The following is an 11,572-nucleotide window of genomic DNA, read 5'->3' as shown; positions in this document are numbered from 1 at the left end:
AACTGAAGGGAAGGCCCTCATCTCATCGTCAAGCTTGGCTGTCCCGTTACTTCGATGTCAGGTCGATGAACCCCCGATGAACCGCCTCAGTCCCGCGTCGCAACCATCATATAGTTGATCCCCGCGTCGTCGCTCTCGCTCCAACGATCCGTGTACGGATCATAGACCAGGCCATAGGGTCCACTCACCGCCACCGGCTCTTCCGACAGCATCAGCCGGATTTCGTCGGGCTTGAGGAATTGCCGCCAGTCGTGGGTCCCCGCCGGCACCCAGCGCAGGATGTATTCCGCCGCGACCTTGCCCAGCGCCAGCGACTTCAGCGTCCGGTTCAGGGTGGCGACGATCATCATCCCGCCGGGCTTCACCAGCCGCGAGCAGGCGCGGATGAAGGCCGGCGGATCGGCGACGTGTTCGATTACCTCCAGCGTCAACACCACATCGAATGGTCCGGCCCCTTCGGCCTCCATCTGCTCCACCGTCGCGGCGCGCCAGGCGATGTCGAGGCCCTGCTGCTCCGCATGCGCCTTCGCCGTGCCGATGTTCTCGGCTGAGGCGTCGACGGCGGTGACCGCGAACCCCAGCCGCCGCATCGGCTCGGCGATCAGCCCGCCGCCACAGCCGATGTCGAGCAGGGTCAGGCCGTCGAATGGCGCGCGGCTCTTCACATCCTTTCCGAACCGCTCCGCCGCCCGGTCGCGCACGAAGGCCAGCCGGGCCGGATTGAATTTGTGCAACGGCGCAAACGGTCCGTGCGCGTCCCACCACTCCGCCGCCTGGGCCGAAAACCGGGCCACATCGGCGGGGTCGATCGAGGGACCGGCGGCCCCCTCGTCGAATTCCGCGCCGCTTTGGGGTTTGCGCACCGATACCGTGTCGTTAGAAGCGGCCATGGGCTGTGGGATGAACCCGCGCGGCCCTCCACGCAAGATGGGGCGATCCGCCACGATGACGCGGCCAGCTACGACGCGACTGGTGATGAAGTTCGGCGGCACCTCGATGGGCGACCTCGAACGCATCCGTCGCGCCGCCCGCATCGTCGCCGCCGAGGCCGCCGCGGGCAAACAGGTCGCCGTGGTCGTCTCCGCCATGGCCGGGAAAACCAATGAACTGGTCGCCTGGACCGACGGCGCCGGAAGGCCGGGGCAGGGCATCGAGCTGTCTGACGACGAATACGACATCGTCGTCGCCTCGGGCGAACAGGTCACCGCCGGCCTGCTGGCCCTCACGCTGCGCAACATGGGGCTGAACGCGCGCAGCTGGATGGGCTGGCAGATTCCCATCCTCACCGACGAGGCCCACGGCCGCGCCCGCATCGAGGACGTGCCCGGCGAGGTGCTGGGCGCCGCCATGGACAAGGGCGAGATCGCCGTCGTTCCCGGCTTCCAGGGCGTCAGCCGCTCGGGCCGGATCACCACCCTGGGTCGGGGCGGCTCGGACACCTCAGCCGTGGCCGTGGCGGCGGCCTTGGGCTGCGCCTGCGACATCTACACCGACGTCGACGGCGTCTACACCACCGACCCCCGCATCGAATCCAAAGCCCGCCGCCTCGAGAAGATTTCGTACGAAGAGATGCTGGAAATGGCCTCGCTCGGGGCCAGGGTGCTACAGACCCGCTCCGTCGAACTGGCCATGGCCAGGCGCGTGCCGGTGCGGGTGCTGTCGAGCTTTATCGAGCCCGACGAAAACGGCATCCTGCCCGCCAAGTCCGGCACACTGATCTGCGACGAGGAGGAAATCGTGGAAAAACGCATCGTATCCGGCGTGACCATGAGCCGTGACGAGGCCCGTCTCACCTTGCTGGGCCTGACCGACCGGGTCGACGCCCCGGCCGACGTCTTCACCCGGCTGGCCGAGGCCAACGTCAATGTCGACATGATCGTTCAGGGCTCGTCACGCACCGAGGGGGCGGTCAACCTGACCTTCACCACCGGTCGCCGCGACGCCGCCCGCGCCGCCGAGCTGATGCGCGCTGCGCAGGCCGAGATCGGCTTTCAGGAGCTGCGCATCGACGAGGACGTGGCCAAGGTCTCGGTGGTTGGGGTCGGAATGCGCAGCCACGCCGGCGTGGCCCAGACCATGTTCCGCGCGCTCGCCGACAAGGGCGTGAAATTTCAGGCCATCTCGACATCCGAGATCAAGATCAGCGTTCTTATCGATGCAGCGTATGCAGAACTGGCCGTTCGTGCGCTTCATGCGGCCTATGGACTCGAAGACGTCTAGGAATTGAGCCGGACGGCGCCCATCTGCGGCGTCGTTCATCAGGAGGGGCCATGCCGGTTGGCGGATTGACGACGGGGCCGCGGAACCTCCTTCGCCAGATTCGCGAAGCCATGGCCGGGGCGTCGCCGGCCCAGGACCGGCTCGATACCGTCGTGCGCATCATCGCCCAGTCGATGGTGGCCGAGGTTTGTTCGATCTATCTGCGTCGCGCCTCGGGCGAGCTTGAGCTGTTCGCCACCCAGGGCCTGAAGCCCGAGGCCGTGCACGCCACCCGGCTGCGCCCCGGCGAGGGCCTCGTCGGCGAAGTGGCCCGCTCGGCCGCCCCGATCAGCCTGTCGGACGCCCCGTCCCATCCCAACTTCGCCTATCGCCCGGAAACGGGCGAGGATCCCTATCACGCCTTCCTCGGCGCCCCCCTGCTGCGCGGCGGCCGGGCCATCGGCGTGCTGGTCGTCCAGAACCGTTCCGAACGGCGCTATGACGATGAGGAGGTCGAGGACATCCAGACCATCGCCATGGTCCTGGCCGAGACCGTGGCCTCTGGCGAACTGCTGGCCCAGGACGAGCTGCGCGACATCGAGGTCGCGCCCCACCGCCCCGAACGCCTCAAGGGCCAGCGGTTTGCCGAGGGCCTCGCCTATGGCCACGTCATCCTGCACGAGGCGCCCGTCGCGCCCGAGAACCTTCTGGCCGAGAGCCAGCAGGTCGAGGAGATCCGTCTCCGCGAGGCCCTGATCGGGCTCAAGGCCAATATCGATTCCATCCTCGACGGCGGTCAGGGCAAGCTGGCGGGTCTGCCGTTCGAGGTGCTGGAAACCTACCGCATGTTCGCCGACGACCGGGGCTGGAACCGGTCGCTGGAGGAGGCGGTGCGCACCGGCCTGACCGCCGAAGCGGCCGTCGACCGCGTCCGCAACGAACACCGCGCCCGCTTCGCCCAGGCCCGTGACCCCTACATCAAGGAGCGGCTGCACGACTTCGAGGACCTGGCGAACCGGCTGCTCAGGGTGCTCGCCGGCGACAAGCCGGGTGAGCGCGACTTGCCCGACGACGCCATCCTCGTCGCCCGCAACCTCGGCCCGGCCGATTTGCTGGAATATCCGCGCCATAAACTGAGGGGCCTTCTGCTGGAGGAAGGCTCGGCCGCCAGCCACGCCGCCATCGTCGCCCGCGCCCTGCAGATACCCTGTGTCGGCCGTATCATGGGCCTGCGCGACCGGCTGTCCGAGGGCGATCTGGTCATCGTCGATGGCGAGACTGGCGAGACCTATCTGCGCCCGCGCCCCGACATGCTGACGGCCGTCCAGTCGCGCATGCTGGTCCGCAGCGCGCGCCAGGCCGAGTTCGCCAAACTGCGTGACGTCCCCGCCGTCACCCTGGACGGAACCCGCGTCACTGTCCTGACCAATGCCGGCCTGGCCGTCGACCTCGAGAATCTGGACGCCACCGGCGCCGAAGGCATCGGCCTGTTCCGCACAGAATTCCAGTTCATGGTCTCCGAGGAACTGCCCCGGCTGACCAGCCAGACGGCTCTGTACAAACTGGTCCTCGACACGGCGGGCGACCGCCCCGTCACCTTCCGCACCCTCGATATCGGCGGCGACAAGGTGCTGCCCTATCTGGAGACCGAGCGGGAAGAGAACCCGGCCCTGGGTCGCCGCGCCATCCGCCTCGGCCTCGACCGGCCGGGCCTGCTGCGGCTGCAGCTGCGCGCGCTGCTGACCGCCGCCGCCGACCGCGAGCTCCGCGTTATGTTCCCGATGATCGCCACGGTCGACGAATTCCGCGCGGCCCGCGAACTGGTCGATGTCGAATGCGCCTGGGCCAGGCGGCGGGGCCGCGCGTTGCCGGCCTTGCTGCGCGTCGGGGCGATGATCGAATGTCCGTCGTTGCTCTGGCACCTTGACGCGCTTCTGCCGCTGACAGACTTCGTCTCGGTCGGGACCAATGACCTGTTCCAGTACATGTTCGCCGCCGACCGCACGAACCCGCTGGTGTCCGACCGCTACGACCCCCTGTCGCCCCCGGCCCTGCGCGCCCTCGCCGAAATCCAGAAGAAATGCGCCGATACCGGAACGCCGGTCTCGGTCTGCGGAGAAATGGCGGGCAAGCCGCTGGAAGCCTTCGCCCTGCTGACACTGGGCTTCACCCGCCTGTCGGCCCCCGCCGGCGGGGTGGGGCCGGTCAAGCGGATGATCCTGTCGGCCGATCTGACCGCCGCCCGGCGGGGCATGGCCAATCTGCTGGGCTCCTCCGCCGGCTCGATCCGGGGCGAGCTCGAATCCTTGGCCCGGAAGTTGAACGTCACGATCTGAACCGTCCCGGTCCGACACGCCGGGACGCCTAACAAATCGTTGATCGGGCGGCTCTAATGAGTTATCCACAAGCTGGAACCTGGTGGTCTGCGGGGGCGGGCCGGAACTGTCATCCCGATATGATACAGGCCGCTGGTTCGAGTATGGCGACGCGTGAGGAACCCTCGCGCTCGCCAAGTGTGGGGTCAGGCGTAATGGCGCTGGATACGGGGGCGAGCCCCGAAGCTCATCCAGACTGGAAGGACATTGTGCCTTCCGTCACGGACGCGTCGACTCTGGGCGACGGCCTCCGGATCGCCCGCGAACACTCCGGCCGTTCGCTGGCAGAACTGTCCAGCATCACCCGCGTTCCGTCGCGCTATCTGACCGCGCTGGAGCAGAACGACTTCTCGACCTTGCCCAACCGGGTCTTCTCCATCGGCTATGTCCGCGCCTACGCCGGCTCGCTGGGCCTCGATGAACAGCTCGCGGTCGAGCGGTTCAGGCGCGAAAGCCCTGACCCGTCGATACCGCTCCAGGCCCCCGTCGGCGTCGCCTTCGAGGAAGTCCGCCGCTACTCCCCCCGTCTGATTGCCGCCGGCCTGGCCCTGGTCATCGCCGTCGTTGGCTGGAACGTCTTCCAGCGCGTCAGCCTGATGCGCGCGCCCCAGCCGTCGGACCTCGCAGCCACGCCGGAAAGCTGGACCCTGGGCGCCGTGCCCGGCCAGCCCGCCGCCCTGAGCCTGTCCGCGCCACGCCCGGCGCCGCCCGACCAGACCATTCCGGCCCTCTACATCACGCCCGGCCTCGAGACCGAACTGACCGGCCTTGATCCGGCCTCACGCGAAGCCATCACCGCCGCCGCCGCGGGCGCGCCCCCGGTGCAGCGGGCCTTCAACCCACGCGGCGCCATCTACGGCGCTTCGGCCAGCGCCTCCCAGGTGGTGATCCAGGCCCGTGAAGCCGCCGGCCTGGTGGTCCGCATGGCCGACGGTCGGGTGTTGTTCGCGCGCCAACTGGCCGCCGGCGACGCCTGGCGCGCGCCGGCCGGGATCGCGGCCACGATCGACGCCTCCAAATGGACGGCCTTCGACGTCTATCTGAACGGCGAGCACGGCGGACGGCTGGAAGCCCAGCTGACGCCGCTCGACCAGCTCAACACGCGCGCACAGGGCCTCGCCCGTCAGGCCGCCTCCGAGGTCGCGGCCCGCACCGAGGCCGCCCGCGTCGCGGCCGTCCAGGCCCAGGCCCAGCTTCAGACCGTCACGGTCCAGAGCGGGGTGGTCAGCGCCACGGGCGGTTGATTGCGCCCTTGGCGTCGTGGCCATGCCGCAATCGAGGGCCTATGTTCAGCTGAAATGAGCGCTGACCTTTCTCACATCCGCCCGTGGCGCCACATCGAGCGCCGCAAAAGCCGCCAGATCATGGTCGGTTCCGTCCCCGTGGGCGGCGATGCGCCGATCAGCGTCCAGTCGATGACCAATACGCCGACGTCCGACGCGGCGGCCACGCTGGAGCAGATCCGCCAGCTGGAAGAGGCCGGCGCCGACATTGTGCGCGTCTCCTGCCCCGACGAGGCCTCGACGACGGCGTTCCGCACCATCGCCCGCGAGTCCCGTGTCCCGCTCGTCGCCGACATCCATTTTCACTACAAGCGCGGCATTGAGGCGGCCCAGGCCGGCGCCGCCTGTTTGCGTATCAATCCCGGCAATATCGGCTCGGCTGACCGCATCCGCGACGTCATCCAGGCCGCCCGCGACCACGGCTGCTCCATGCGCATCGGCGTCAACGCCGGCTCGCTGGAAAAGGAACTCCTCGAGAAATACGGCGAGCCCTGTCCCGAGGCCATGGTCGAGTCCGCCCTCAACCACGCCCGCATCCTGCGGGACCACGACTTCCACGAGTTCAAGATTTCGGTGAAGGCGTCCGATCCCTTCCTGACCGTCGCCGCCTATCAGCTTCTGGCCGATGCCATCGACTGCCCGCTCCACCTCGGCGTCACCGAGGCCGGGCCGCTGCGCTCCGGCACGATCAAGTCGGCCATCGGCATGGGAAACATGCTCTGGGCCGGGATCGGCGACACCATCCGCGTCTCCCTCGCCGCCGATCCGGTGGAAGAGATCAAGGTCGGCTTCGACATCCTCAAATCGCTGGGCCTGCGCCACCGGGGGGTCAATATCATCGCCTGCCCGTCGTGCGCGCGTCAGGGCTTCAACGTCATCGAGACCGTCGGCATCCTCGAAGAGAGGCTGGCCCATGTGACCACGCCGATGTCGCTGTCGATCATCGGCTGTGTCGTCAACGGACCGGGTGAAGCTCTGTACACGGACGTTGGCTTCACCGGCGGCGGGGCCGGTTCGGGCATGGTCTATGTCAACGGCAGGATGGCCCACAAACAACACAACGACGGCATGATCGACCATATCGTCGAACTGGTCGAAGCCCGGGCCGCCGAACTGGACGCCGCGCGGGCGGTTGAGACCGCGCCGCTGGTCGCCGTAGGGTAGCAAACGGTTGCGGGCTGACCGGGGCGGGCGCATATTCCTCCCATGCCCGCGCTCACTCCCATAGAATCTGAATTCGCCACGACCGAAGAGGCCGAGGCCTATGACGTCTGGTTCCGGGCGAAGGTGCGTGAGGCCCTGGAAGATCCTCGCCCCGGCATCCCGCATGAACAGGTCATGGCCGAGATGCAGGCCATCATTGACGGCAAGGCCAAGCCAGAAGCCTGATGCTGCTGGTCATCTGGAGCCGTCGCGCGCGATATGACCTTGGGGTCACGCTTGACTTCATTCGTCGGCGCAGCCCGTCCGGTGCCGCCCGGATCAACAATCTGATCAAAACCAGCGTCGAGAAACTGCCGTCCTATCCGTATCTGCATCGGGAAGGGCGGGAGCCGGGTACACGGGAAGCCGTGGTGCATCCGAACTACATCTACATCTATGCTGTGCGGGAAGACGCCATACACATCCTGCGGGTTCTTCATTCGCGCCAGCACTATCCCTGAACCCCACGGTCGTGACAGGAACAGGTCGCCAACCTTTCCTCGGAACGGCGCGCCCACGCGAAAGACGCTGTTTCGAATGAAACTCTACATCACCGCCCCGTCCCCCTTCGCCCGTAAATGCCGGATCGTGGCCCGTGAGACGGGGCTGATCGACCGGATCGAAGAGGTCGCGGTCGATCCCTACGCCAATGCGCCCGAACTGCTGGCGTCCAATCCGGTCGTTCAGGTCCCGACCCTGATCGCGGAGGACGGCCTGCCGCTCAACGACAGTCCGGTGATCTGCGAATACCTCGACGCCCTCGGCGACGGCCCGCGGCTGCTCCCGGCCGACGGCGCCGATCGGCTCCGCGTGCGGCGGCTTGAGACCTTGGGCAATCAGGCGCTGGAGATGGGCGTCAAACTTCTGCTGGAGCTGCGCCGTCCCGAGGACGAGCGCTCGCCGAGCTGGATCGCCCGCTGGACCGAAAACATGGGCCGCGCCCTCGATGCGCTCGAGGCCGCCCGCCCCGATCCGGCCCGGTTGGACATGGGCGTCATCACCGCCGGCGTCGCCGTGACCTGGATCGGCTTCCGGCATCCCGGCTTTGATCTGGCGACCGGTCGGCCGGGGCTGATGGCCTTGCAGGCGGCGCTGGAAAACCGCCCGAGCTTCAAGGAAACACACCCGGCCGGCTGATCCTCCGCCGACTACGGGACCATCCCCGCCAGTTGCAGCGCCTGATAGGCCGCCAGCGAGACGATCAGTATGCCGACGGCATAGGTCAGCACCCGGGCGGGGATTCGTTTGGTGATGGCGCCCGCGAACGGAGCGGCGATCAGGCCCCCGACGATCAGACCGCCGATGGCCGCACCGTGGTCCTCCAGCGCCCCGCCTGCCCAGCGGCCGCTCAACAAGGCCGCCAGAAAGGCCGCCGAAATGGCGCTGGTCACCAGCAGTTCGGCGGTGTTGACCGTGCCGATGGCGCGCCGCGGGTCCGCGCCCGCTCCGACCAGGGTCGAGGTGACCGTCGGCCCCCAGCCGCCGCCTCCGATCGCGTCAAGGAAGCCGCCGACCAGGCCCAACGGCCCGCTGAGCTTCGGCGGCATTTCGCGGGACCGCATCGGCCGCGTGGCGCGCCACAGCACCCAGCCGCCGATCGCCAGCAGGTAGGCGAGGATGAAGGGCTTGATCCGGTCTCCGTCGACCCCGGTCAGCACATAGGCTCCCAACATCCCGCCCACCACGCCGCCGGCCGCCAGCGGCCAGAACAGCGGCCACAGGATGTTCTTGTGCATCACATGCGACGCCGCCGAGGCCCCGCCCGTGAAAATCTTGGCCACATGGACGCTGGCCGAGGCGGTCGCCGGCGGTACGCCGAAGGACAACAGCACCGTATTGGCGATCACCCCATAGGCCATGCCCAGCGCCCCATCGACCGCCTGGGCCAGGGCGCCGACCACGAAAAACAGCAGGAAGGTTTCCATTCAGTCCAATCTGAAACAGCGTGGCTCGCCGGACGCAAAGCGCCGCCGCGCCGTTGGTTGCGGTCCTCCGCACCGTCACAGCCCTACGGCTCAGCCAGGGCCGGAACCGTTCCGGCGAACCTACCCTGACGTCGTTGTGACGCCCGGTCACGATCACGCCATCGCCGCGCCGCATCGACAGGCCCGGGTCCGGCGGAGTAAACACCGCCTCCCGTTTGAAGAGGCGCTTTCCCCTTGCGACTGCCCCAGGCCCGGCTCGATCAGGTGCTCGACCGCTTCCACCAGGTGGAGGCGCGCATGGGCGCGGCCAGCGACGGCCAGGAGATTGTCCGGCTCTCGAAGGAGCATGCCGAGATGAAACCCGTCGCCGACGCCGTCATGGCGCTGGCGAAGATGCGGGCCGAGATGGCCGATCTGGAGGTCATGGCCGCCGACCCCGAGATGGCCGAGATGGCGGTGGACGAGCTTCGGACGCTGAAGGATCGCCTGCCCGATATGGAGCGGGACGTCGCCCTGTTGCTGGCCCCGCGCGACGCCGACGAGAACGCCTCAGCCGTGCTGGAAGTCCGCGCCGGCACCGGCGGCGACGAGGCCGCCCTGTTCGCCGGCGACCTGTTCCGCATGTACTCCCGCTACGCCTCCACGCGCGGCTGGCGGGTCGAGCTGGACTCGGCCACCGAGGGCGACGCCGGCGGCTACAAGGAAATCATCGCCACCGTCACCGGCGATGGCGTGTTCGGCCGGCTGAAGTTCGAAAGCGGCGTCCACAGGGTGCAGCGCGTGCCCTCGACCGAGGCGCAGGGCCGCATCCACACCTCGGCGGCCACCGTCGCCGTCCTGCCCGAGGTCGAGGATGTCGAGATCGACATTCAGGACAAGGATATCCGCATCGACACCTTCCGCGCCTCCGGCTCGGGCGGCCAGCACGTCAACAAGACCGATTCCGCCGTCCGCATCACCCACTTCCCTTCCGGGATTGTGGTGACGTCCTCGGAGAAGTCGCAGCACGTCAACCGCGACAAGGCGATGAAGAACCTGCGCGTCCGCCTCTATGACATGCAGCGCCAGATGAAGGACGACGCCCGCTCCGACTCGCGCAAATCCCAGGTCGGATCAGGCGACCGCTCGGAACGCATCCGCACCTACAACTTCCCGCAGGGCCGGGTCACAGACCACCGCATCGGCCTGACCCTGCACAGCCTGCCGCAGATCCTCGAGGGCGACATCGACCCCCTGCTCAACGCCCTGATCGCCGAGGATCAGGCCGCGCGCCTGGCGGACCTTGAGGCGGAGTTCAGCTGATCAGCCCTTCCTGATCCGCCGTTTCAACAGCCGGTCCGATAGCGCCTCGGCGTGCTTCAGCGTGAACGCCAGCGCCGCCGGCGAGCCGCGCTTCGGCCCCACCGTATCGGCTACCACCGCGCCGCGCTGGCCGATCGCCAGCGGGTCGCCGGTTGTCGTGTCCATCGCCGTCTGGTGCTCGATCTCGGCATTCAACTCGGCGCCCATCAGGATGATCTGCACGCTCAGCCAGGTCCACAGCAGGAAGCCCATCATCGCCGCCAGCGGGCCGTAGGACGCCGTGCGCACGAAGGTCTGCAGATACCAGCTGAAGATCAGCGACAGGGTCAGGCTCAACAACGCCGCGAAGATCGCCCCGGGGGTCAGCCACCGCCATCGGGCCCTCTGGCGGCACGGTCCCATCCTGTAGATCAGCGTGAGAGCGGCCCCATAGACCACCAGCAGAACAGGCCAGCGGAACGGGGCCAGATAGCTCCACTCCGCCGCCCAGCCGAACACCCCCAGCACCAGCGGGACACCGACGATGACCGCCGCCACCAGCAGGATCGAGGCCAGCCCGCCGATGGTGAAGGCCATGCACATCAGGTTGTAGCGCACGATGTTGCGCTTCTCGACCTCGTGGTAGGCGACGTTCAGCCCGTAGAAGAGCACCTTGATCGCCCCGTTCGCGGTCCACAGCGACAGGGCGAGGGTCCAGACCAGGGTGAAGGTCAGCTGGGTGTTCGAGTTCTCCGCCAGCCGCTGCATCTCGCCCGACAGGAATTGCGCCACCCCCGACGGCATCACCGAATACAGGAAGGATACGCGGGCGGAAGCGTCGGTCGGATCGGCGAACAGGCCGTAGATGGTCACGAAGGCCGCCAGTGTCGGAAACAGCGACAGCATGACGAAGAAGGTCACCCCCCCGGCCAGAAACCCGATCCGGTCGCCGAAATAGGACACGCCCAACCGCCAGAAGATGTCGACCCAGCCCTTGTGCGGAATCTCGCGGGGCCGCTGCGCCAGCCGCCCCCGTCCCGGCTCCTTCGCCTCGAAATCTTCCGGCGTCGGCGCCTTCGGGGGCAGGGGCTCCGGCCGCTCCTTGCGCAGCTCCAGCCCGAATCTGTGCCCGCGCGTATAGATCAGGTGCGCGGCCCCGGCCCCGGCCGCCAGCCCGCCGGCGATGGCCCCCATCATGGTCCACGGCCCGAGCCCGCCCTTGTCGCCCGACTGCTTCTTCATCCCGGCCCCAACGGCTTGTACCGAGGTGCGTTCCGGCGCCGTCATGCTTGATATCCCCGCAAAG

The 11,572-nt window shown here is 68.0% G+C and carries 11 protein-coding genes; 8 read left to right on the top strand and 3 right to left on the bottom strand.

Annotated features, from left to right (window positions below; translation table 11 throughout):
• Positions 1–86: 86 nt before the first annotated feature.
• Positions 87–890 carry a bifunctional 2-polyprenyl-6-hydroxyphenol methylase/3-demethylubiquinol 3-O-methyltransferase UbiG gene (ubiG, locus tag Q8K49_RS06930; RefSeq protein ID WP_305305009.1) on the bottom strand — a complete coding sequence of 268 codons (804 nt, stop codon included), beginning with the start codon at positions 888–890 and terminating at the stop codon, positions 87–89.
• A gap of 55 nt (positions 891–945) precedes the next feature.
• Here ubiG and Q8K49_RS06925 point away from each other — a divergent pair, with 55 nt between their 5' ends.
• The 7 genes from Q8K49_RS06925 (at position 946) to Q8K49_RS06895 (ending at position 8,197) form a co-directional block, all read left to right on the top strand.
• Positions 946–2,220, top strand: coding sequence for an aspartate kinase (locus Q8K49_RS06925; RefSeq protein WP_305305008.1), 1,275 nt, complete (start codon positions 946–948; stop codon positions 2,218–2,220).
• 50 nt (positions 2,221–2,270) lie between these two features.
• Positions 2,271–4,535 carry a phosphoenolpyruvate--protein phosphotransferase gene (ptsP, locus tag Q8K49_RS06920; RefSeq protein WP_305305007.1) on the top strand — a complete coding sequence of 755 codons (2,265 nt, stop codon included), beginning with the start codon at positions 2,271–2,273 and terminating at the stop codon, positions 4,533–4,535.
• Positions 4,536–4,783: 248 nt separating this feature from the next.
• Positions 4,784–5,818, top strand: a complete 1,035-nt coding sequence (locus tag Q8K49_RS06915) for a RodZ family helix-turn-helix domain-containing protein (protein WP_305305006.1) — start codon at positions 4,784–4,786, stop codon at positions 5,816–5,818.
• A gap of 54 nt (positions 5,819–5,872) precedes the next feature.
• Entirely contained in the window at positions 5,873–7,021 is a 1,149-nt protein-coding gene (gene ispG, locus Q8K49_RS06910) for a flavodoxin-dependent (E)-4-hydroxy-3-methylbut-2-enyl-diphosphate synthase (protein WP_305305005.1), read from the top strand.
• A 42-nt stretch (positions 7,022–7,063) separates the two neighbouring features.
• Positions 7,064–7,246 (top strand): hypothetical protein, encoded by a 183-nt coding sequence (locus Q8K49_RS06905; protein ID WP_305305004.1) that lies wholly within the window; start codon positions 7,064–7,066, stop codon positions 7,244–7,246.
• Positions 7,246–7,521, top strand: a complete 276-nt coding sequence (locus Q8K49_RS06900; RefSeq protein ID WP_305305003.1) for a type II toxin-antitoxin system RelE/ParE family toxin — start codon at positions 7,246–7,248, stop codon at positions 7,519–7,521. Before Q8K49_RS06905 ends, Q8K49_RS06900 begins: the two co-directional genes overlap by 1 nt.
• Before the next feature lie 76 nt (positions 7,522–7,597).
• Positions 7,598–8,197 carry a glutathione S-transferase family protein gene (locus tag Q8K49_RS06895; RefSeq protein ID WP_305305002.1) on the top strand — a complete coding sequence of 200 codons (600 nt, stop codon included), beginning with the start codon at positions 7,598–7,600 and terminating at the stop codon, positions 8,195–8,197.
• Positions 8,198–8,208: 11 nt separating this feature from the next.
• On the opposite strand, the gene Q8K49_RS06890 is transcribed toward Q8K49_RS06895, so the two are convergent.
• Complete coding sequence (locus tag Q8K49_RS06890) at positions 8,209–8,985, bottom strand: sulfite exporter TauE/SafE family protein (protein ID WP_305305001.1); 777 nt, start codon at positions 8,983–8,985, stop codon at positions 8,209–8,211.
• Positions 8,986–9,219: 234 nt separating this feature from the next.
• Between Q8K49_RS06890 and prfA the strand changes: the two genes are divergently transcribed.
• Positions 9,220–10,287: a peptide chain release factor 1 gene (gene prfA / locus Q8K49_RS06885; protein WP_305305000.1), complete on the top strand. Its 1,068-nt coding sequence runs from the start codon at positions 9,220–9,222 to the stop codon at positions 10,285–10,287.
• Here prfA and Q8K49_RS06880 read toward each other — a convergent pair whose 3' ends face one another.
• Complete coding sequence (locus Q8K49_RS06880) at positions 10,288–11,553, bottom strand: YihY/virulence factor BrkB family protein (protein WP_305304999.1); 1,266 nt, start codon at positions 11,551–11,553, stop codon at positions 10,288–10,290. It abuts the gene before it with no gap.
• Positions 11,554–11,572 lie beyond the last annotated feature (19 nt).

The organism is Brevundimonas sp. (assembly GCF_030682035.1).
Taxonomy (GTDB): domain Bacteria; phylum Pseudomonadota; class Alphaproteobacteria; order Caulobacterales; family Caulobacteraceae; genus Brevundimonas.
The sequence above is the reverse complement of the archived record's forward strand: the minus strand, read 5'-3'. Positions and strand labels throughout refer to the sequence as shown.